The sequence below is a fragment of the Pseudomonas sp. JQ36 genome, from assembly GCF_053851495.1.
The window spans coordinates 5,657,252-5,678,172 of record NZ_CM132642.1 but is presented as its reverse complement, the minus strand read 5'-3'; the positions used below and the strand labels follow the sequence as shown (position 1 = coordinate 5,678,172).

Sequence of the window (20,921 nt, the reverse complement as noted above, 5' to 3'; positions counted from 1 at the left end):
GAGCTGCCGCAGGCTGCGATCTTTTGATCTTGGTTTTTAAAATCAAAGTCAAAAGATCGCAGCCTTCGGCAGCTCCTACAGAGGTTGTGATACGCCTCTAGCGCGTCCCGCGTTGGCGCAAAGCCGACGGCATGAAATACGCGTCTTCCGGTACCGGTTGCGAGAAGTCCACGGTGGAGGCTTCTTCGTTGTCGAGGTTCTGCACGTAGTAACGGCGGGCCTGCAAGTCGTGGAATACGTCCAGTGCGCTCCAGGTGGTGGGCAGGTCGTAGAAGTTTTTCAGGTAGGCCATCGACACCCGCCACAACTCCCCTCGCCCATCGTATTGATCGACCAGCGCCGCGCCCCAGCTGTCCTCGTCGAGGAACAGCACGCGTTTGGAATAGACATGCCGCGCGCCCGGTTTGAGATTGCCTTCGACCACCCACACGCGGTGCAGCTCGTAGCGGGTGAATTGTGGGTTGAGGTGGCCCGGGGTCAGCAGTTGCGCGTACTTCACGTCCGGACTGCCGACCTTGTAGTTGTTGTAGGGAATGTAGATTTCCTGCTTGCCCTTGAGCTTCCAGTCGTATCGATCCGGCGAGCCGTTGAACAGGTCGGTGTCGTCGGCGGTGCGCAGGCCATCGGATGAGGCGATCGGCGTGTCGTAGGCGAGGTTCGGCGCGCGGCGCACGCGGCGTTGGCCGGCGTCGTAGACCCAGGCCTGACGCGGGTCCTTGAGTTGATCGAGCATCTCGTGCACCAGCGCCGCACCACCGGCCAGCCGCGCCGGACTTTTCACGAAAGCGAGGTAGTAGAACAGGATGTTTTTCAGGTCGGCGTACTGCCCGCCCGGGCGGTAGAAGTTGAACAGCGCTTCCTGCTGCGAGGTGACGAGTGCAAAGCTGCCGTTGCGCTGCACCGGGGCTTCGGAAGCACGACGCACCACGTAGATCCCGCGATAACGGGTGATGTGGTTCCACAGCACTTCGATGCCGTCCTTGGGCACCGGGAACGGTACACCGCCGTAGGCATCGGCGAATCCGCTGCCGCCCTCCAGCAGTTTGGCCGAGGTCGCGTTCTTCAAGGTGTTGTCATAAAGCCACTGCGGCGCCGAACCTGAACGACGCGACGGATAGGCCGGCATCTGGAACGTGTCGGGGTAGCTGTTGAACAGGGCGATCTGGCCCGGACTGAGGTGGGCCTTGTACTGGTCGAGATTGGCCTTGGTGATGGTGAACAGCGGCTTGTCCGAGACGAACGGGTCCGGATGATGTTGGCCCGGTTTGTAGCCGGCGGGCGCCTGGGTGATGCCGCCAGTCCAGGCCGGAATGGTGCCGGCGGCGTTGCCGGCGCGCTCGGCGCCCAGGGGCGTGAGGGTGGTTTTCAGTTGTTCGGCTTGTTGCGGGGTGATGGCGGCGAGGACGCTGCCGGCGGTGAGGCCCAGAACCAGCGCCAACATGGTTTTGCTGAATCGTGATGGGTAAAACATGATCGATCTCCGTGTGAGGTCTGCAGGACACCGCAGTTCCCCTGTGGGAGCGGGCTTGCTCGCGAAGGTGGTGTGTCATTCGAAATAACGGTGACTGACACGGCGCATTCGCGAGCAAGCCCGCTCCCACAATGGATCTGCGTGTAGTCCTTAAAGGAAATACTTGAGGTTGAACCCGACGTTGTCGCGGTCGCGGATGCCGTTGTTCTGCCCCCCGCCATAGAACTCGGTGTACTGCAGTTCGGCTTCGAGCTTGTTCTGATAATTGGCCTTGATCCCCAGGGTGTAGGCCTTGCGACCTTCGATGGTGTTGCCGGCCTGATAGCTGTTGCCCTTGAAGTCATCCTTGTAGACGACGTAAGGCGAGACGTTGACTCCGGCGTACACGTCGTTCCAGGTGCCGTTGAGCATCGCCGTATAGCTGTAGGAATCGCGGTTGACCTGATCGTCACGATCACCGCCCGAGACATAGGAATAGTTACCGGTGCCGGCGTAGTAACGGTTCGTCCCGTCATAAGCTGTGTATTGCAGACTGCTGCCGCGCAGATGTTCGGAGGCCAGTTCGAAGATGCCGAACAGCGAATCGAACGAAGCCGTAGGGCCGAAGTTGTAAATAGTGCCCAACGAGGTGTTGAACGCTTCCACGCGCTCGGCGTTGTTGATCTCGCTGTTGAGGTTGACCATCTGCCCGCCGACGTTGATCGACTGGCCCGTCACCGCGACAGCCGCACCGTTGGCCAGGTCGCCAATCAGATCGTTGGTGGCCGCGACGCCGATCGGCAGGTTCGGCCGATAAGCGATTTCACCGAACACCGAGGCCTCGCCCAGCGTGGTGTTGAAGCTGAAACCGTACATGCGAATGTCTTCGGCGTAGCGTCGATGCGCCTGGATGTTGCCCATCACATCCGCAGTGGCCAGACCATTGGCAAGCGCACCCGCCTGATCGCCCGCGACGCCGGCCAGCAGGTTGGTCAGTGCGCTCATGTCGATGCCTTTGTAGCCACCCAGATCCGCAGCAATGGTCGGCTCCTTGGCGTGGTAATTGACCAGGTACAAACCAAACTCGGTGCTGTTGAGCTGTTCGGCGATGTAGCGAAACGCAAAGCCAAACTGACCATCGTTGCGCGCGTTGTAGTCCTTGCCGACCGACGCCACTTTCAGCGTATTGCCGTAGGCCGGCGTCACGCCGTTGGCGTACAGGCCAGTGGTCTGCAAAACCGGACTGAGCAACGGGTTGTTACCCAATGCGCTGTACAAGCCGATGACGTTGCCGAAGCCCGGCACCGGGGTATCAAGCGCGGTGCCACTGAAGTTGTTGTAACCGGTGTTGCCGCCATCGGCGAACAGGTCGGTCTGCGAGTAGAAAGTGCCGACCGGGTCGATGCGGGTTTCCTTCCAGTTGGTCTGGTAGAAGCTTTCCAGGGTCAGCGAATCGCTGAGGCCGATGTTGAAACTCAAGGCCTCCACCGGCATCAGCACTTCCTTGACCTCGGCCCCCGGCAAACGGTATTTCGCCGCGTCCACCGGGTTGGTGGTGTTGATCCCGCCGCGATAGAAAAGCCCCTCGCCCCAGTTGAACACCTGACGCCCGACCCGCGCGGTGACTGGCATCTGCGCCACGTCCCAATTGCCGTAGACATAGGCGTCGAGCATCTCGATCCGGCTGCCGGCGATGTCGCGGGTCTGACTGGTGAAGCGGTCGTCCTGCGGATAGCTCTGGCTCGGCTGCGCCGGGTTGTTGTTGCGGTAGTAATCGTTGCGTTTGTCCATCAACTGGGTGTCGTAGAACGCGGTGCCGCGCAGGAACATCCCGTAGTTCTGGTAGTTGGCCTCCAGCTCCGAAGTGATCTTGTACACCTCGGAAACCAGCCCGGTGTCGAAGTTGCGATTGCCGTCGTTGGTGTTGACGTCATCGTTGTTCTTGTCGCGGCCCTGCACCCGCCACAAACGGCCATAGGACAGGGTCGTGTCGATCGAGCCGGTGACCTGATTGTCCAGCACGCTGAACTCGGCAGCCTGCACCGCATCCACCGCGCAGAGTTGCAGCAGGCCTGCCAGGCCGACACCGGGAAGTGCCACGCCGGTGAGGCGCAATCGAGTGTTGATCATGGGTTCCTCCTTGTTCTTATTGTTTTTTGCGTGGCCGCGATGGCTACGGTGCCAGTCCCGCACGGACATAAATCCGGCTGTGCGCGCCGAAATGGCCGAGCAGTTTGAACAGCTGCTGATTGAGTGCCGGATGCTCGAACGTCTCGCGCTGCAACTGATTGCCGCTGCTGAAATCGCTGGTCACCGGAGCCGTCTCCAGCCACTGGCCGATGGCTTCATCGAACGCTGTCGAGTCCTCGACCGACTCGGCGCTGACCACGTCGCGCAAGTAGTCCACCGAGTACGGCGGATACTGTTGGTCTTGAGCGACATCGGCGTAGGCCGCGAGCATCGGATGCGCCTGACCGGCACGTAGCACGCGGCGCAGCCAGGTCGATTGATACTTCTCGATTTCCATATGGCGAGTGGCGACGCGCTCGATGGACGCCTGTTTGTCATCGGCAAAACCGGCCAGCGCCTTGCCCTCCAGCAGCAACAGACTCGGCAGTTCGACCCCGGGCAGCGGCTTGGCGTGATACGGCTGGGTCAGGTCCTGCACGTGGTGCACGCCCCAACCAAGGAACCGGTAACCCCAATAAGGATGGCCGGAGGCGAACGCCAAACGCGCCAGGCCCAAGTACTGATAAGCGCGCCAGTCCGGCCAACTGCGCTGAAGAAATCCGGCAGCGGCATACACCACCGCGCTTTCATGGAAGAAGCCCATGTGGAACGGCGCCTGCGAGCTGTACTGAAAACGCGCATCGCCAAACGGCTGCGGGCCGAAGCCATACAGCGCGCCGACCTCGCCGGGGTTATCGCTGAACAGGTTTATGTCGTGACCGTAATCCGGCTCATCAGCAGCGGTCGCCAGTACCGCCAGCGCCGCGACTTTCTCGCCGTCCGCCACGCGAATGAAACGCTGACGATTCCATGGCGAAAGCGTCTGCTCGACCATCACCTGATCGGCACTGAGATGTTCGCGCTCGGGCAGGTCTTGGCCCGGCAGCGGCTGAATGACCATCGCCAGATGAATGCGCGGATTGAGCCGCAACGCGGTGAGAAAATCGTGGCGCAGATTGTCGCTTGGTACGGCGGGCAGCTTCAGATGGTCGGGGCGCGGCGGGTACTGGGTGAAGTGTTCAGGGGCGAAGCTTTCCTGTTGCTCCAGCAATGCGACCACGGCCGGGTATTGCTCGGCGAGAAAACGCTCCAGCGGCTCGACCTCGACCGGCGGCGCATCGCGCAGCGCCGGCAATTCCTGCAACGCCAGATAGCTGCCCACCGTGTGGTTCGACCAGCCCCACGCTGTCGGGGCCGTTGCACAAAGCAGCAACAGGAGAAAAGTCAGCTTCATTGCTTTTAATTCTTATTGGAGGTGCTGTGGGGGTTGAGCCTAACAACCGCCCCCGGCGCTGACACTGTCCGATCTCACCAGAAAAAGTCTCCGATAGCGCCATGTGCACAATAGCGAGAGCATCACTGTTCCCCTGTGGGAGCGGGCTTGCTCGCGAAGGCGGTTTGCCTGTCACCTCATGTGCAAGCTGACACACCGCCTTCGCGAGCAAGCCCGCTCCCACAAGGGATTTCTGGTGTCTGGTTAAGCGGGGTAACCGGTGATTTTGCGGATGCTCTGGTACAACGGTTTGAGCTGGCGATACATGCGCAGGTACACCTCTTTGTACAAACGCTCATAGACCTGCTGTGCCTCGGGCTGCGGGGTGAATACCGTCCCGACGCGGGTCATCGCGGCGATTGCCGTGGGGAAATCCGCATACAACCCCAACCCCACCGCACAGCAGATCGCCGCGCCCAGCCCGGACGCTTCGTACACATGCGGACGCTCCGCCGGCAGGCCAAAAATATTCGCCGTCAGCTGCATCGCCGCATCGCTCTGCGAACCGCCACCGGCCACCCGCAGACGCTTGACCGACACCTTCGAACGCCTCTCGATATTCTCCAGGCCCTGGCGCAACGCATATGCCAGCCCTTCGAGAATCGCCCGGTAAATATGCGCGCGGGTGTGCACGTCGCCGAAGCCGATCATCGCGCCTTTGGCTTCGACACCCGGCTCGCGAATCCCCGGCGACCAATACGGTTGCAGCATCAGCCCCATCGACCCCGGCGGCACCGCATTCACCAGCGCATCGAACAGTTGCTCGGGCTCGATGCCCTGCTCTTGCGCCTGCTGCATCTCGCGCAGGCCGAACTCGTTCTTGAACCAGCTGACCATCCAGTATCCGCGGTAAATCATCACCTCGCAGTTGTACTGATCCGGCACCGCCGAGGGGTACGGCGGGATCAACGGGACGATTTCCAGATAGCGCGAACGGGTGCTGGTGATCGTCGCGGTGGTGCCGTAGGACAGGCACACGGTGCTGGTATCGACCACGCCGGCACCGACCACTTCGCAGGCCTTGTCAGCACCCGCCGCAATCAGCGGCAAGCCCTCGGGAATCCCGGTGTGGCGGCTGGCCTCAGCGCTGATGTAGCCGAGGGTTTCGCCGGGCTTGTGCAAGGTCGGCAATTGCTCCGGACGCACCGCCAGCGCCTGCCATTTCCAGTCGCTGGGCGCGGCCCATTTCAGGCGTTTGAAGTCGAACGGCAGATAGCCGACGCAACATCCGACAGAGTCGACAAAGCGTCCACACAGACGATGAGTGAGAAACCCCGAGAGCAGCAGAAACTTGTCGGTCGCCGCCCACACTTCAGGCTGGTGTCTGGCGATCCAGTTGGCCTCGGCCTGCGCGCGAAAATAATCCACGGTAGCCTGCGCGCCGACCAGTTTGAACAGCCAGCCCCATGGTCCCTTGATCCCGCCCTCGACTTCGCTCTGACGCTGATCGAGCCACAGAATGGCCGGGCGCAGAGACTTGCCCTGAGCATCGACGTTGATCACCGTGCCGCGCTGAGTGGTCAGTGAGACGCCGGCAATCTGCGAGCGATCAATCCCGGTTTGCGCCCACACCTGCTGGCAGGCCTCGCCGAGTTTCGCCCAGTAATATTCCGGGTCCTGCTCGGCCCAGCCCGGTTGCGTCGAGTAGTACGCCTGCAACTCGACCTTGCCTTTACCGAGCAGATTGCCCTGCAAATCGAAGAGCAATGCGCGCACGCTCTGGGTGCCGTTGTCGATCGCCAGCAGGTAGCGCTTGTTCGAGTGGTTATCCATGGCGCTCTCTTCAAGGGGCATCAAGGCGTGGCATCCGGCAGACCGTGATGGCGTTGCCACAACGCCCGGTAACGCTGCAGTTCTTGCTGCCAGTGTGCATCGTCCCAGCCCAGGCGGGGCTGGCAGAGTTGGCGGAGGGCGGCGAAATGCGCTTCGCCACCGTGCGCCAGCAACAGGCCCAGACGGGTGCGGCGCAGCAACAGATCATCGAGGTGCAGCACCATTTCCGCCTCACAGGCGAAGGCCAGTTCTGCCCACAAGGTGTCGGTGTTGCCGACCGTTTCGTGGCCCAACTCGGCGATCAACTGCGCCAGTCGCGGCAGGTCGCGACCGTGGCGTCCAGCCAGACGTCGCCACTGTTGCGGGCTGAGTCCGGGGATCGGCAGTGGCGCTACGGCGGCAAAAACGGCGGCGCCGTGATCTTCGAAACTGCGACCGAGCATGTCGGCACAGGCCTTGAGCACTTCGATGGCCTGCGGGCGAAACGTTGTCAGTTTGCCGCCAGCCAACGTGACGCACCCCGGCTCCTGCCACAGCACATGTTCACGGGTTTCATTCGACGGCTTGCCTTGCTGTGCACCCGCCGCGCTGCCCACCACCGGACGCACGCCGGACCAGGTCGACAGCACATCGCTCGCCGTCACTTCGGCACCTGGAAATTGTTGCATGCAAGCCGCCAGCAGATAGTCGAGTTCGTCGGCGCTGATGCTCGCGCTCTGATCCAGATTCTCGCGATGATCGAGGTCGGTGGTGCCAACCACCGTCGCCCCTTCCCACGGAAAAACGAACACTGGCCGCCGGTCGCGCTCATGCAAAAAAGTGAAGGCCTGCGCCACCGGCAAACGCCAGCCCGGCAGCAGCAGATGACTGCCGCGCAATGGCCGTAGTTGTCGCGGTGCCTCGGGCAAACGCAGGCGCTCAGCCCATGCCCCGGTCGCCACCGCCAGCACGCCGCAACGCAGTTGCAACGACCCGCCCGCCTCGCAATCTTCGACCTGAACCCCGCACACCCGACCGTCTTCGCGCAGCAGATGTTCGACGCGCACCCCGTTAAGCGCCACCGCGCCATCAGCCCGCGCTTCGCGCAACACGCGCATCACCAGTCGTGCATCATCGGTCAGCGCATCGACAAAACAGGTGCCGCCGAGCAGGTGATTTTCCTTCACCCCCGGCGCCAGAAAACGCAGTTGCTGCGCGTCATGAAAACGATGGCTGCGGCGTCCGGCCAACGCGTCGTAAACCGACAACAAGCCACCGAGCACACGCGGCCCGGGAAAGCCGCCGCGATAGTGCGGCATCATGAAACTCATCGGTTCCACCAGTCCCGGCGCTTCGTCGAGCAGGCGCTGGCGCTCGCGCACCGAGTCACGGGTCAAGCGCCACTGGCCCTTGGCGATATAACGCAAACCGCCGTGAACCATTTTCGATGATCGGCTGGAGGTGCCCCAGGCGAAATCCCGTTGCTCCAGCAGCAGACAACGCCAGCCACGCCGCGCCGCTTCGCGCAGGATGCCGGCACCACTGATGCCGCCGCCGATGACGATCAGGTCCCAGCTTGCGTCGGCCAATGTCGGCAGGGTTTGCTGGCGCCACGCGGCGTTCCAGTCCGGGTGCATGGCCGTCACTCCTGCAACAGCGTGCCGGGGTTGAGGCGCCCGGCCGGATCGAAGTGCTTGCTCAGCGCCTGCAAGGTATCCATCGCCAGCGCGCCTTTTTCGCGCGGCAGGTACGGCGCGTGATCCTTGCCGACCCCGTGCTGGTGGCTGATGGTGCCGTGGTTGTCGACGATGGTCTGGCTGGCCGCGTGCTTGAGCGCCTGCCAGCGCGCCAGCGTCGCCGGATAATTCGCCGCCGGGCGAAACACGTAAGTGGTGTAGATGCTCGAACCTTCGCCGTAGACGTGGGACAGATGGGTGAACACATGCACCCGTTCACCCTGCGCCGCCAAGGCATCGCGCAAGCTGTTTTCGATCAGGTTGAGCAGGTGGTCGACGTTGCTCCAGTCGGTGGCGGTTTCCAGGGTATCGACCACGTAACCGGCGTTCCACAGGTTCTCGCGCAGGTAGGGAAAACGGAAGCGGTTCTGCGCCCATTTCTTGCCGAGCAACGTACCGGTAAACACGCCACCGAAGGCTTTCAGATGCTGCCGCGCCTGGCTCAGCGACAGCGCGTTTTGCCGACGGTTGCCGGTCACCCCGAAGGTCAGCAGGCACTTGCCTTCACCGGCGCCCCGCAGGTTCAGATACTTTTCCAGCCAGGCGATCTGCTGCGGATGCCCGGCCAGCGCCAGTTGGGTTTCGGTCTCCACCGCGTTCGACAGCCGCAGCATCGACAGCGGCACCCGCGCCTGGGCCAATTGGCGAATCGCTTGCAGCGCCTTGCTCCAACTGGGCAGGAACACTCCGTAAAAACGTTCATCGGCCGGCAGCGGGCTGACCCGCACTTTGACCTCGGAAATGATCCCGAAACGGCCCTCGCAACCGAGCACCACTTCGCGCAGATCAGGCCCCGCCGCCGAGGCTGGGAACGTCGGAATTTCCAAGGGCCCGGCGAAAGTTTCCAGGGTGCCGCCAGCGAACAATTGCTCGATGCGCCCATAGCGCAACGACTGCTGACCGCTGGAGCGACTGGCGACCCATCCGCCCAGCGTCGACAGCTCCCACGACTGCGGGAAATGCCCCAGCGTGTAACCGCGAGCGCGCAGCTGACTTTCCACCTGCGGGCCACTGGCGCCGGGGCCGAACGTCGCCAACTGGCTGGCCTCGTCGAGGTCGATCAGGCGATTCATCCGCGCCAGCGACACGGTCACTACAGGTCGCGCCGAATCCGGAGGATTGATGTGCCCGGCCACCGAGGTGCCACCGCCGTAGGGAATCAGGCACAGGTCCTGCTCATGGGCGAGCGCCAGCAATTGGCGGATTTGCTCCGCAGTTTCGGGAAACGCCACCGCATCGGGATAGTTGCCCAGCGCGCCTTCGCGCAACGCCAGCCAGTCCGGCAGGCTCTGGCCCCGGGCGTGCAGCAGACGATCATGGGCATCAACGCTGTACAAGGCGTGCGCCGCCAGCCGCGAGAGCGGCACCCGCGCCAATGCCGCCTCCAGCGTGGCATCGGGCAACACGTGCCCGGCCCCCAGTCGTTCATGGAGAAAACTCGCGCCCTGGGCCGGCAGTTCGACCACCGTGGTTGCCTCTCCCCAGCCGTTCCAGCGTCGCATGCGTGTGTCCTTCTTATGCAGTCTGATCAGTGATGTGGCAGGCCTCCATACTAGTCAGCGGCCAAAAAGTGTCACGGTCGCATCCGGCCAGTTCGAGTAGCCAATTGAGTCAAACGTCGCGCAAGTGCCAGCCATTTACTTTAGTCGGGGTTTCAAATTACCTTTCAGGCATTCATTCGCTCACGCAGGCCTTGATCAAGGGATTCGGATCATGCAATCGCTCGGCTTCACATCGGTTCCGCCACTGCTCAAATACGTGCGCCATGCCGAGCAACTGGGCATGACCATCGAGCCGGCGCTGGCGGCAGCCGGATTGCAGGCGCAGCAACTGAGCGACAACAGCCTGCGCCTGCCGGGCGAAACCCATGAGCGCCTGCTCGATTATTTCTGCGAGCACTCGGGCGATCCGCTGTTTGGTCTCAACGCCGCGAACTTCGTCCTGCCCAATTCCTGGAGCGTGCTCGGTTACATCACCATGAACTGCGCGACCCTGGGCGATGCGATGAGCCGGATCATGCCGTTCGAAAAACTGGTGGGCGACATGGGCGTCAGCCGCGCCGAAGTGAAGGATGGCCACGTGCACCTGATCTGGACGTGCCGCTACGAGCGCCCGCGCATCCGCCGGCATCTGGTGGAAAACGTTCTTGGCTCGTGGCTGCAATATGCCCGCTGGATCGCCGACACACAGATGTCACCCGCCGCCGTGTGGCTGGAACATCCGTGCCCGCCAGACGCCAGCCAGGCGCAATACGAAGCGTTTTTCGATTGCCCAGTGCTGTTCGAGCAGGCGTATTCGGCGCTGATCGTGCCGCTGGCGTATCTGCAATTACCGCTGCGTCAGGCCGATGCGCAATTGCTGCGCACCCTGGAAGAACACGCGATGGGCTTGATGGCGACGCTGGAGGATGCGTCGCTGGAACAGCGGGTCAAAAGCATCCTGCGCCAGTTGCTCAAGGAAGGCTTGCCGCGCAAGGAACAGGTGGCCGAGCAAATGGCGGTGTCGGTGCGCACGTTGCAGCGCCAGTTGCATCAGGCGGGGACGTCGTATCAGCAGATTCTGGATGATTTGCGTCAGGAGCTGGCGGAGCATTATTTGCTCAACAGCACGTTGCCGATTCAAGACATTGCGCAGTATCTGGGGTTTACCGAGCCGCGGTCGTTTCATCGCACGTTCAAGAGCCGGCGCGGGATGCCGCCGGGGGAGTTTCGGCAGATGCATCGGGGGTGACAGGACTGGCGCCATCGCGAGCAGGCTCACTCCTACAGTGAGTCGTGCGGAACACAAAATCTGCGTTCACTGAAGATCATTTGTAGGAGTGAGCCTGCTCGCGATGAGGCCAGCCGCCATAACGCAATAAACACTTTTAGCGCAGGTGTTTAAAGACACTCAGCGTTACGCGAAACCACCCACAAATCCTTGCGCCGCTGCCTACGGCTAAGCCAGAATCCGCCGGCTTGTGCGCCCTGGAGCCCGTCGGTAACTTGAGTCCGTCACTGATTTCCAGTGATCGGGTTTAGTAGCCCGAGGTAATTCGGTTGGTCGTACATTCATCACAGGTGCTGAGTACCTGAGCTTGATGGTGGCTGTACGTAGGGCGCTTCGGCGCGCCGGCTTAAGCTGAGTTCCCCGGTCTACTAACCTGCGTACAGCTGCCACCCTTTCGTTTAGTAGCAAAGGGGTTGGCGCTCAATGACGGGAACACAGCCTATGTTCAAAGTTACGCCAAACCCACCGGACACCGGTCCGGCCTCCCCCTACGAATCCCCCGAATCAAGGAAATTCCACGAAGCCGCCGAGCGCGCCCTCGACCACTACCTCGGCCCACCGAGACCCGCCATCATGGCCACCCCGTACCAGCCCAATCGCCTTTACATGGCCAATCCGGCCAGCGGCACCGAACCGTTGCTGGCCGATGCCTGCGAATCCCTCGGCTCGGCCACCGTGATGCTCAACGACTTCGCCGGGCTGCTGGAAGGCTCGCACCGCAAGACCCTGCAAGGCATCGCGCAAGTAGTGATGGTGGCGGAAATCGCCGTCAATCGGGTGCTGGATCAGTTAGTGCCAACCGAGTAACGAAAAAGCCCGCGGCAAAACCTTAGTGGTTTGGCAGCGGGCTTTTTTGTATGGCGTGAATCTTTTTCCCTCACCCCAACCCTCTCCCGGAGGGAGAGGGGGCCGATCGAGGGATGCTCGCGAGACACACCGACCTGAAAATGCTGCTGTGAATGCACAATCGCAGCGGATCATTCAGGTCGATGTACAGCGCAAGACACCTCGGTCAGTCCCCTCTCCCTCTGGGAGAGGGTTAGGGTGAGGGGCTCTTCTCAGCTCAAACACTGATCGCGTTGGTAAACACCAGTCGATTACCAAACGGATCAGCAATGGTCATGTCCTGACTGCCCCACGGCATCGCCTGAATCTGCGGGTGCGAGAACTTGTATTCCTTGGCCATCAGTTGCTGCTGAAACGCCTCCAGCTCGTCGGTCTCGATGCGCAACGCCGAGCCCGGCGTCGCATCGCCATGATGCTCGGACAGGTGCAGCACGCACTCGCCACGCGACACCTGCAGATACAGCGGGAAGTTCGCTTCGAAACGATGCTGCCAGTCGATCTTGAAGCCGAGGAAGTCGACGTAAAATTCCAACGCCTTGGCTTCATCGAAGATCCGCAGGATCGGGGTGGTTTTGCCGAAGCTCATGGGGTGCTCCCTGACTGGTTGGCCCAAGAGTTTAGCTGGGCTGGATGTCAGCAATTCGGCTTGGATTCGACATTCTTTAATCTCAGAGTGCCACTATGAGACGCAGATCAAAAGATCGCAGCCTTCGGCAGCTCCTACATTGGAATGCGATCTCCTGTAGGAGCTGCCGCAGGCTGCGATCTTTTGGCGCCATCACCATCAATGAAATCCTTCGCGCAGATCACCTTCGCGTGCCAGAAATCGCCCTTCCCTGCGACCATTCGCCTGCCCGTCGCAATAACTCAACACACCATTGACCCACACCCCATCAATCCCCTGCGCCGCCCGCTGCGGATCAGTGAAATCTGCCACATCGCGCACCGTCAAAGGATCGAACAACACCAGATCCGCCCAATACCCTTCACGAATCTCGCCGCGCTCTTTCAAGCCAAATCGCGCCGCCGACAGACCGGTCATCTTGTGTACGGCGGTGTGCAGCGGAAACAGTCCGACATCACGACTGAAATGTCCGAGCACTCGTGGGAAAGCACCCCACAGGCGTGGATGCGGGAACGGGTCTTCCGGCAGTCCGTCAGAACCGACCATCGACAGCGGATGCGCGAGGATTTTTCGGACGTCCGCCTCGTCCATGCCGTAGTACACCGCGCCCGCCGGTTGCAGGCGTTTGGCGGCGTCGTGCAGTGGCACGCTCCATTCGGCGGCGATGTCGATCAGGTCGCGGCCGCTGACTTCAGGATGCGGCGTCGACCAGGTGATGGTGATGCGGTGGGCATCGGTGACTTGCTTCAGATCCAGCGTCGAAGAGCTCGCCGCGTAGGGATAGCAGTCACAGCCCACATGCTGGGTTTTCGCCGCTGCTTCCAGCGATGCGAGCAACTGCGGACTACGCCCCCAGTTGCCGACACCGGCGCATTTGAGGTGGGAAATGATTACCGGGGACTGTGAGTGACGGCCGATGCTGAACGCTTCTTCCATCGCCTCCAGCACCGGTTCGAATTCACTGCGCAGGTGGGTGGTGTACACCGCGCCGTATGCCGTCAGTTCTTCGGTCAGTTGCTTCACTTCGTCGGTGGAGGCGTTGTAGGCACTGGCGTAGGCCAGGCCTGTGGATAAACCGAGCGCGCCGGCCTCAAGGCTTTCACGCAATTGCTCGCGCATCGCGGCGATTTCGTCAGGCGTGGCGGTGCGCAACAGGTCGTCGAGGTGATTGCTGCGCAGTGCGGTGTGGCCGACCAGTGCGGCGACGTTCAACGTGGTATTCGCCGCCTCGACGGCCGAGCGGTAATCGCTGAAACGTGGATAGACGAACGCCGCCGCGCTGCCGAGCAGGTTCATCGGGTCCGGCGGATTGCCTTTCAGCGTCACGGGCGAGGCGCTGATCCCACAGTTGCCGACAATCACCGTGGTCACGCCCTGGCTGAGCTTGGGCAGCATCTGCGGCTGGCGGATGACCACGGTGTCGTCGTGGGTGTGCACGTCGATGAACCCCGGGGCGAGCACGCGGCCGGCGGCGTCGATTTCCTCCGTGGCGCGGGCATCGTGCAAGTCGCCGATACGTTCGATACGCCCGTCGAGAATCGCCACATCGGCGCGGTAGCCGGGCGTGTTGCTGCCATCGATGACGGTGGCGTTGCGGATCAGCGTGTCGTACAGCATCTCAGTCTCCCAGCGGCAGGTGATCGTCGCCGCCACGGTATTCGTCGAGGGCGAGTTTGATCCGCCGCAGACGCTCTTGATTGTCTTCAGGATTGGCCAGCGCCAGCTCGGTCGCAAGCACATCAATGGCGAGCAGCATGCCGTAGCGCGCCGCCGTCGGTTTGTAGATGAACGAAGTTTCCGCGCCTTGCAGCGGCAGAACGATGTCGGCCAATTCGGCCAGCGGCGAGTCGGCGCGGGTGATGGCCAGAATGCGCGCGCCATAGTTGCGCGCCAGTTCGACGGTTTCCAAAAGCTCCGGGGTGATGCCGGTCAGCGAGCAGACGATCAGCACTTGCTCGGCATTGAGGCTGGCGGCGGTGACGCGCATCATCACCGCGTCGTGGCACACCGCAATCGGGTAGCCGAGGCGCACCAGGCGCACCTGCAACTCGTCGCTGCACAGGGTCGAGCAACCGCCCATGCCGAACGCATGAATCATCCGCGCCTGGCCGAGCATTTTTACCGCATCGGCGAAGCGTGATTCGTCAAACCCGGCCAGATGCTGGCGCAGCGTGGTTTCGATATCGCCGACAATCTGCCCGTAGAACGCCGACTGTTCAGGTGTGCCCGCCGGGTCGAGAAAACGGCTGCCAACGCCGCTGGCCTGAGCCAGTTGCAGGCGCAGATCACGCAGGTCGCGGCAGCCCACCGTGCGGGCGAAACGCGACAACGTGGCGGTGCTGACCTCGGCCCGTTGCGCCAGCTGTTCGAGGCTGGCGGAGGCGGCAAAACCGACGTCGTCGAGCATCAGCCGGGCGATGCGGCCCTCGCCCGCGCTGAAGGAGTCCTGGCGGGCGCGGATCTGATAAAGGATATCCATGGCGACTGGCTCCGGTTACAGCAAATAAGAAAGGCCGACGGTCAGACCGAAAGCGACCAGCGAGATCAAAGTCTCAAGCACGGTCCAGGTCTTGAACGTCTGCGCGACCGTCATGTTGAAGTATTCCTTGATCAACCAGAAGCCGCCGTCGTTGACGTGGGAAAAGATCACCGAGCCGGCACCGGTCGCCAGCACCAGCAATTCCGGGTGTGGATACCCCAGACCGATGGCGACCGGGGCAACTACGCCGGAAGCTGTGGTCATCGCGACGGTGGCCGAGCCGGTGGCTACCCTCATCAACGCGGCGAACAGCCAGCCCATGATCAGCGGCGACAGGTGAAATTCGTGGGCCAGACCGACGATCTGATCGGTGACCCCGGCGTCCACCAGAATCCGGTTCAGACCACCGCCGGCGCCGACCAGCAAGGTGATACTGGCGGTCGGTGCCAGGCATTCGTTGGTGAATTTGAGGATCGATTCACGATTGAACCCCTGGGCGATGCCCAGCGTCCAGAAACTCAGCAAGGTCGCCAGCAACAGCGCAATCACCGAGTTGCCGATGAACAACAGGAACTGGTTGAAACCACTGCCCGGCGTGGAAATCAGGTTGGCCCAGCCACCGATCAGCATCAGCACCACCGGCAACAGAATAGTCGCCATGGTGATGCCGAAACCCGGCAGCTTGTCGCGCGGTTCGCGGTCGAGAAATTGTTTTTCCAGCGGGTTATCCGCCGGCAGTTGAATACGCGGCACGATGAATTTGGCGTACAACGGCCCGGCGATGATTGCCGTCGGAATACCGACCGCAATCGCATACAGCAAGGTCTGCCCGACCGAGGCCTGATACGCCTGCACCGCGAGCATCGCCGCCGGATGCGGCGGCACCAGCGCATGCACCACCGACAGACCGGCGACCATCGGCAGGCCGACCATCAGAATCGACACGCCTACCCGCCGCGCCACGGTGAAGGCGATGGGTACCAGCAATACAAAACCGACTTCGAAGAACAGCGGCAAGCCGACCAGAAACGCGATGCAAACCATCGCCCAGTGCGCGTTCTTCTCGCCGAACTTCTCGATCAAAGTGCGGGCCATCTGCTCCGCGCCGCCGGACTCGGCCATCATCTTGCCAAGCATCGTCCCCAGCGCCACCACCAGCGCAATATGCCCCAGCGTCTTGCCCACCCCGGCCTCATACGCCCCCACCACGCCCGACGGCGGCATCCCCGCCACCAGCGCCAGACCAATGGAAATCAGGGTGATGACAATGAACGGATTGAGCCGGTAACGCGCAATCAGCACGATCAAGGCGATGATGGCGACGGCGGCATAGATCAGCAGCCAATAGCCGAAGAAAGGCGTCATGCGGTACTCCTCGAAAGGGTCACGTTCGAATGGGTTGTGAAACTCATAAATCATTTCGAGATCGAGTTTTCAAACCGCATGAAAGTAATTTTCGTGGAGAGGTAAGGCGTGTCGCTGCCGGGTATGTCTTGTCGCGATTAATGAAAATTGAGGGGCGGGATTTACATGGCTCTCGCGCAAACCCAAAGCCCTGTAGGAGTGAGCCTGCTCGCGATAGTGGTGTGTCAAAACACGATTGTTTGACTGACACGCCGCTTTCGCGAGCAAGCCCGCTCCCACAGTTTGATTGCATTCTTTCAGCAAGAATGCGGTCAACCTGTGGGAGCGAGCTTGCTCGCGAATGGCTTCACGCGGTGCAACGTGAACTCACACCATTTCGTTACGAATCCAGTCCACCACCGACGTGCGCTTCGGCGCCCAGCCCAGCAATTCACGGGCGTGTTTGCCGCGTACGCGGCTGTTGGAGCCGAGGCCGTAGTTGGCCATTTCGTAGCCCCACTCGGCTTCGGCGTCTTGCAGCGGCCAGTCTTGTGGCTGGCCAAGATTGAGGGCCTGAGCCATGGCGGTGGTCATGTCGATGAATGAGGCTTCGCCGCTCTCGACAAAGTAGAAGGTGCCGGGCACGTTCTTGGTCAGCGCCAGCAGGTACAGGGCGACGACGTCGTCGATGTGCACGTTGGACCAGATGTTTTGGCCAGTGCCGACATGGCGCACCACACCGCTATTGCGCGCTTGTTTGAGCAAACGCGGCAACTGCACGCTGTCGCGATTGACGCCCAGGCTGTGGCCGTAGATCAGGGTGTTGCAGATCACTGCCGAGTTAACACCGTCCTGCGCGGCGGCGAGGATCAGGTTGTCGATGGCCACACGGGCAGCCTTGTCGACGGTGGGTTCCGGCAGGTTGTTTTCGTAGTAGATGACGTCGCTGGACTTGCCGCCCGAGGCATCGCCGACGATGCTCGAACCGCTGGTGTGCAGGAACACTTTGTTCGAACCGCGCAGGGCATCGAGCAAGGCCTCGACCGCGCCGCGGTGGTCGCTGCTGGCGGCGTTGATCACCGCATCGGCGGCGCGGGCCTGTTCAGCCAGCAATGTGCTGTCTTCGAGGGTGCCGATCACCGGGGTGATGCCCAAAGCTTTCAGCTCATCGGCCTGTTCGGCGCTGCGCACCAGGCCCGTGACACGGTGCCCGGCCTGGACCAGACCGGTGGCGATCGAGCCGCCGATAAAACCGGCAGCGCCGGTGATGAATACGTTCATGGAGAAACTCCCTGCGTGAATAAGTGATGCAGCGAGTATCGACCGGTCACCCCGATGGAAAAACCCGCCCTCGCCCAAATCACTGTTGCGCAGGGATCACGAATCAACCCTTGAAATCCGCACTGGCGTACGCCGCGAGTTTGCTCTGGATGAAGTCGAGGAAGCACTGGATACGCAGCGCCAGTTGCGAGTTGCGGTAGTACACCGCGTTGATCGGCTGGCGGTAACCGCTGTTGAATTCCGCCAGCAAAACCTTGAGGCGCCCGGTGCGGATGTCGTCGATGGTCATGAAGTGCGACAGGCAGGCAATGCCCTGGCCCTCCAGTGCCAGATGGCGCACGGTCTCGCCGCTGGAGGCGCTGATCGCCGGGGTGATCGGCCAGCGGTCACCGTGCACGTAACGCAGCGGCCACTGATTGAGGCCTTCGTTGTGGGTGAAGCCAAGCAGGGTGTGTTCGCTCAAGTCGGCGACCTGCTGCGGCGCGCCGTGCTTTTCCAGATAGGCCGGACTGGCGACGATCAGCAGCGGACTGCAACCCAGCGAGCGCGCATGCAATGTGGAATCGGCAAGAGTGCCGATGCGGATGGCGACGTCGGTGCTTTGTTCCAGCAGGTCAATAATCAGGTCATTGCTGTTGAGTTCGAGCTGGATGTCCGGGTACAGACCACGGAATTCGTCGATGTACGGCACGATGGCGTGCAGCATGAAGGGCGACGCGGCGTTGATTCGCAGGCGTCCGGACGGGGTCTGCTGGCGTGAGGACAGTCGCTCTTCGAGCGCATCCATCTGATCGAGAATCAGCTTGGCCTGCTCGAAGAAATACTTGCCCTCCTCGGTCAGGTCCATGCGCCGCGTGGTGCGGTTGATCAGCGTGGTGTCGAGTTTGGCCTCCAGCCGCGACAGGGTGCGGCTGACCGCCGAAGGGGTCTGCCCGACCTGCTCGGCAGCAGCGGAAATCGAACCGCACTCGATCACGCAGACGAAAATCTGCAACTCATCGGATCTGGCTTTCACGGAAACTCTCTAATCGAATGCGTACTCATTGTGGCGAGGGAGCTTGCTCCCGCTGGAGTGCGAAGCGCTGCCCTGCGGTTCAGGTAAAAGCGAGGGCCGCTGCGCAGCCCAGCGGGAGCAAGCTCCCTCGCCACAGGATCAGGCCAAGCCATTCGATAGTAGCCTGAAATCCATCAAGCCTTGAGGCCAAACACCTGTTTCAGATGCTGCTCATACCGCGCCACATCATTCTCGATGTTCGGGCGCTTCATCACGTCCACACAGAGGAACGTCGGCAACCCGCTCATGCCCAAAAACTCATTGGCCTTGTGGAACGGGAAGTACACCGCATCCACACCCTTTGCTTCAAAGAAATCGCTCGGGTCATCAAACGCCTGCTGCGGTGCGTTCCAGGTCAGCGACAGCATGTATTGCTTGCCCTGAATCAGGCCGCCGCTGCCGTACTTCTGCGACGCGTCGGAACGGGTACGACCATCGCTGGCATAGAGGCTGCCGTGGCCTTCGGTGAAGACTTCGTCGATGTACTTTTTCACCGTCCACGGCGCGCCCATCCACCAGCCCGGCATCTGATAAATGATCACGTCGGCCCAGAGGAATTTCGCCACTTCTTCAGCGACGTCGTAACCCTCGTCGATGAACGTGGTTTTGACATCCAGACCGCCGCGGTCCAGCACGCTCAGCGCGGTTTCGTGCAGGGTGGCGTTATAACGACCGTCGGAGTGGGCGAATTTCTTGCCACCATTGAGCAACAACACTTTTTTCATCAGAACGCCTCGCACAGCCATTGGGCTGGAGAAAGATGGGAAAACGAATGGCGGCAGGTTAACCATCCATCTCGCGCGGAATAAGCCGCGTCGGCGCAAAATACATTTGACCAAAAAGCACGAATCGAATGCCGATTATTGCAATAGCATTCCCGGCCATCTGCATTTGAGGAGTTGTTTTGATGAGTGAACGCCACGGTTTCATCCTGCACGCCAAGACCCGCCCGGAGAAAGCCGAGGCTTTCGAAGCGCTGTTCCGCGCCTATGTCGAACCGAGCCGCGCCGAGCCCGGCTGCATCGAGTACCACATGCTGCGCGACAAGGAAGACCCGACGCTGTTCATCTTCTACGAGATCTGGGAAAGCCAGGCGCACCTGGACGTGCATTCGAACCTGCCGCACATGCGCGAGTTTTTCGACAACCGCATGACGTATCTGGAGCGCGATTTCGATATCCGTCGGATCGACATGCTCAGCGCGTCGTCGGCTAGCCGCTGATCAGCAAATGGGCGCCAAGTGCGCCCAACCCGATAAAGAACACCCGCTTGAACAGCACGGCGCTGATGCGCTGACGCAGCCATTGGCCGAACCCCATGCCCAGCATCGCCGGGATCAGCACCAGCAGCGAGGCACTCAATTCGCCACTGCCCAGTGCGCCGCGCCAGAACAGGCCGCCGGCCAGCGCCAGGGTCGAAAAGGTGAACGACAGGCCCAGCGCCTGCACCAGTTCATCGCGCTGCAAACCCAGCGCCTGCAGGTACGGCACCGCCGGAATCACGAACACGCCGGTGGCCGAAGTGATGCCCCCGGTGATTAGCCCGCACAGCGGACCGAGCCACGGTTCATGCCGAGGATTGACCTGCAGCGTTGGCAGCAGCAACCCGCTCAACGCATACAGCAGCAACGCCGCGCCCAGCCCACGCACCACCCAATGCCCACCCGCCATGCCGATCGACAACGTGCCGACGGCGGTGCCGAGGAAGATCATCAGCAACAGCGGCCACAGGCGTTTGAGCAGTCCTTTCAAATGCCCGCCGAACGCCAGTTGCCAGACATTGGTCAGCGTCGCCGGAATGATCAGCAACGCGGCTGCCTGCGACGGCGCCATAGCCAGACCAAGCAGGCCCATGGCGACGGTGGGCAGGCCGAGGCCGATCACGCCTTTGACCAGCCCGGCCATGATGAAGGTGGCGATGACCAACAGGGACAGGGCCATGCCGAGGTTTTGATAGAAATCTGCGAGTGCGTTCATGGCGCTACTGTGCGCTTTGGCGGGTGCGCTGAAAATCTGCCATATACTGAGGCTGCCTCTGCCGGTACAAGAGGCTGTTAATTGCGTTGCGGCTGATGGCCCCTTCG

Annotated in this window: 17 protein-coding genes; 3 read left to right on the top strand and 14 right to left on the bottom strand. The window is 61.6% G+C overall.

Annotated features, from left to right (window positions below; genetic code table 11):
- Positions 1-97: 97 nt before the first annotated feature.
- From ACS4NR_RS25555 to ACS4NR_RS25530, 6 genes are all read right to left on the bottom strand, one after another.
- A complete protein-coding gene (locus tag ACS4NR_RS25555; RefSeq protein WP_456018650.1) occupies positions 98-1,471 on the bottom strand; it encodes a DUF1329 domain-containing protein in 1,374 nt (457 codons plus the stop codon).
- 150 nt (positions 1,472-1,621) lie between these two features.
- Positions 1,622-3,580, bottom strand: coding sequence for a DUF1302 domain-containing protein (locus tag ACS4NR_RS25550; protein ID WP_456018649.1), 1,959 nt, complete (start codon positions 3,578-3,580; stop codon positions 1,622-1,624).
- 43 nt (positions 3,581-3,623) lie between these two features.
- Positions 3,624-4,913 carry a phospholipase gene (locus tag ACS4NR_RS25545; protein ID WP_456018648.1) on the bottom strand — a complete coding sequence of 430 codons (1,290 nt, stop codon included), beginning with the start codon at positions 4,911-4,913 and terminating at the stop codon, positions 3,624-3,626.
- 243 nt (positions 4,914-5,156) lie between these two features.
- The gene (locus ACS4NR_RS25540) at positions 5,157-6,725 is read right to left on the bottom strand and encodes an FGGY-family carbohydrate kinase (RefSeq protein WP_456018647.1); all 1,569 of its coding nucleotides are present in this window, start codon (positions 6,723-6,725) and stop codon (positions 5,157-5,159) included.
- 20 nt (positions 6,726-6,745) lie between these two features.
- Entirely contained in the window at positions 6,746-8,341 is a 1,596-nt protein-coding gene (locus ACS4NR_RS25535) for a glycerol-3-phosphate dehydrogenase/oxidase (protein ID WP_456018646.1), read from the bottom strand.
- 5 nt (positions 8,342-8,346) lie between these two features.
- Positions 8,347-9,942: an FAD-binding oxidoreductase gene (locus tag ACS4NR_RS25530; RefSeq protein ID WP_456018645.1), complete on the bottom strand. Its 1,596-nt coding sequence runs from the start codon at positions 9,940-9,942 to the stop codon at positions 8,347-8,349.
- 211 nt (positions 9,943-10,153) lie between these two features.
- Here ACS4NR_RS25530 and gliR point away from each other — a divergent pair, with 211 nt between their 5' ends.
- Both gliR and ACS4NR_RS25520 read left to right on the top strand, forming a co-directional pair.
- On the top strand, positions 10,154-11,170 hold the full coding sequence (gene gliR / locus ACS4NR_RS25525) for an AraC family transcriptional regulator GliR (RefSeq protein WP_456018644.1): 1,017 nt from the start codon (positions 10,154-10,156) through the stop codon (positions 11,168-11,170).
- A gap of 480 nt (positions 11,171-11,650) precedes the next feature.
- The gene (locus tag ACS4NR_RS25520; protein ID WP_095139853.1) at positions 11,651-12,016 is read left to right on the top strand and encodes a DUF6124 family protein; all 366 of its coding nucleotides are present in this window, start codon (positions 11,651-11,653) and stop codon (positions 12,014-12,016) included.
- 256 nt (positions 12,017-12,272) lie between these two features.
- Here the strand turns inward: ACS4NR_RS25520 and ACS4NR_RS25515 are convergent, their stop codons facing one another.
- The 7 genes from ACS4NR_RS25515 to ACS4NR_RS25485 all read right to left on the bottom strand — a co-directional run bounded on the left by ACS4NR_RS25515 (position 12,273) and on the right by ACS4NR_RS25485 (position 19,563).
- Complete coding sequence (locus ACS4NR_RS25515) at positions 12,273-12,641, bottom strand: glyoxalase superfamily protein (protein WP_095139854.1); 369 nt, start codon at positions 12,639-12,641, stop codon at positions 12,273-12,275.
- 198 nt (positions 12,642-12,839) lie between these two features.
- A complete protein-coding gene (locus tag ACS4NR_RS25510; RefSeq protein WP_456018643.1) occupies positions 12,840-14,297 on the bottom strand; it encodes an N-acyl-D-amino-acid deacylase family protein in 1,458 nt (485 codons plus the stop codon).
- Between the two features lies 1 nt (position 14,298).
- Entirely contained in the window at positions 14,299-15,159 is an 861-nt protein-coding gene (locus ACS4NR_RS25505) for a MurR/RpiR family transcriptional regulator (protein WP_456018642.1), read from the bottom strand.
- Between the two features lie 15 nt (positions 15,160-15,174).
- Positions 15,175-16,524, bottom strand: a complete 1,350-nt coding sequence (locus tag ACS4NR_RS25500; protein WP_456018641.1) for a GntP family permease — start codon at positions 16,522-16,524, stop codon at positions 15,175-15,177.
- Positions 16,525-16,890: 366 nt separating this feature from the next.
- Positions 16,891-17,784, bottom strand: a complete 894-nt coding sequence (locus tag ACS4NR_RS25495) for an NAD-dependent epimerase/dehydratase family protein (protein ID WP_456018640.1) — start codon at positions 17,782-17,784, stop codon at positions 16,891-16,893.
- A gap of 103 nt (positions 17,785-17,887) precedes the next feature.
- Positions 17,888-18,799, bottom strand: a complete 912-nt coding sequence (locus tag ACS4NR_RS25490) for a LysR substrate-binding domain-containing protein (protein ID WP_456018639.1) — start codon at positions 18,797-18,799, stop codon at positions 17,888-17,890.
- Positions 18,800-18,972: 173 nt separating this feature from the next.
- Positions 18,973-19,563, bottom strand: a complete 591-nt coding sequence (locus tag ACS4NR_RS25485; protein ID WP_095139858.1) for an NAD(P)H-dependent oxidoreductase — start codon at positions 19,561-19,563, stop codon at positions 18,973-18,975.
- Positions 19,564-19,745: 182 nt separating this feature from the next.
- Between ACS4NR_RS25485 and ACS4NR_RS25480 the strand changes: the two genes are divergently transcribed.
- Positions 19,746-20,060 (top strand): putative quinol monooxygenase, encoded by a 315-nt coding sequence (locus ACS4NR_RS25480; RefSeq protein ID WP_027614144.1) that lies wholly within the window; start codon positions 19,746-19,748, stop codon positions 20,058-20,060.
- Here ACS4NR_RS25480 and ACS4NR_RS25475 read toward each other — a convergent pair.
- The gene (locus ACS4NR_RS25475; protein WP_456018638.1) at positions 20,050-20,814 is read right to left on the bottom strand and encodes a sulfite exporter TauE/SafE family protein; all 765 of its coding nucleotides are present in this window, start codon (positions 20,812-20,814) and stop codon (positions 20,050-20,052) included. The two genes, ACS4NR_RS25480 and ACS4NR_RS25475, sit on opposite strands and share 11 nt — an antisense overlap.
- Positions 20,815-20,921: the final 107 nt, after the last annotated feature.

What these genes read in the sequence shown, in the direction of transcription:
- ACS4NR_RS25510 (WP_456018643.1), bottom strand. Translation starts at nt 14,297, where the DNA reads ATGCTGTACGACACGCTGATCCGCAACGCCACCGTCATCGATGGCAGC.
- ACS4NR_RS25505 (WP_456018642.1), bottom strand. Translation starts at nt 15,159, where the DNA reads ATGGATATCCTTTATCAGATCCGCGCCCGCCAGGACTCCTTCAGCGCG.
- ACS4NR_RS25555 (WP_456018650.1), bottom strand. Translation starts at nt 1,471, where the DNA reads ATGTTTTACCCATCACGATTCAGCAAAACCATGTTGGCGCTGGTTCTG.
- gliR (WP_456018644.1), top strand. Translation starts at nt 10,154, where the DNA reads ATGCAATCGCTCGGCTTCACATCGGTTCCGCCACTGCTCAAATACGTG.
- ACS4NR_RS25535 (WP_456018646.1), bottom strand. Translation starts at nt 8,341, where the DNA reads ATGCACCCGGACTGGAACGCCGCGTGGCGCCAGCAAACCCTGCCGACA.
- ACS4NR_RS25530 (WP_456018645.1), bottom strand. Translation starts at nt 9,942, where the DNA reads ATGCGACGCTGGAACGGCTGGGGAGAGGCAACCACGGTGGTCGAACTG.
- ACS4NR_RS25500 (WP_456018641.1), bottom strand. Translation starts at nt 16,524, where the DNA reads ATGACGCCTTTCTTCGGCTATTGGCTGCTGATCTATGCCGCCGTCGCC.
- ACS4NR_RS25495 (WP_456018640.1), bottom strand. Translation starts at nt 17,784, where the DNA reads ATGAACGTATTCATCACCGGCGCTGCCGGTTTTATCGGCGGCTCGATC.
- ACS4NR_RS25540 (WP_456018647.1), bottom strand. Translation starts at nt 6,725, where the DNA reads ATGGATAACCACTCGAACAAGCGCTACCTGCTGGCGATCGACAACGGC.
- ACS4NR_RS25520 (WP_095139853.1), top strand. Translation starts at nt 11,651, where the DNA reads ATGTTCAAAGTTACGCCAAACCCACCGGACACCGGTCCGGCCTCCCCC.
- ACS4NR_RS25515 (WP_095139854.1), bottom strand. Translation starts at nt 12,641, where the DNA reads ATGAGCTTCGGCAAAACCACCCCGATCCTGCGGATCTTCGATGAAGCC.
- ACS4NR_RS25475 (WP_456018638.1), bottom strand. Translation starts at nt 20,814, where the DNA reads ATGAACGCACTCGCAGATTTCTATCAAAACCTCGGCATGGCCCTGTCC.
- ACS4NR_RS25485 (WP_095139858.1), bottom strand. Translation starts at nt 19,563, where the DNA reads ATGAAAAAAGTGTTGTTGCTCAATGGTGGCAAGAAATTCGCCCACTCC.
- ACS4NR_RS25545 (WP_456018648.1), bottom strand. Translation starts at nt 4,913, where the DNA reads ATGAAGCTGACTTTTCTCCTGTTGCTGCTTTGTGCAACGGCCCCGACA.
- ACS4NR_RS25550 (WP_456018649.1), bottom strand. Translation starts at nt 3,580, where the DNA reads ATGATCAACACTCGATTGCGCCTCACCGGCGTGGCACTTCCCGGTGTC.
- ACS4NR_RS25480 (WP_027614144.1), top strand. Translation starts at nt 19,746, where the DNA reads ATGAGTGAACGCCACGGTTTCATCCTGCACGCCAAGACCCGCCCGGAG.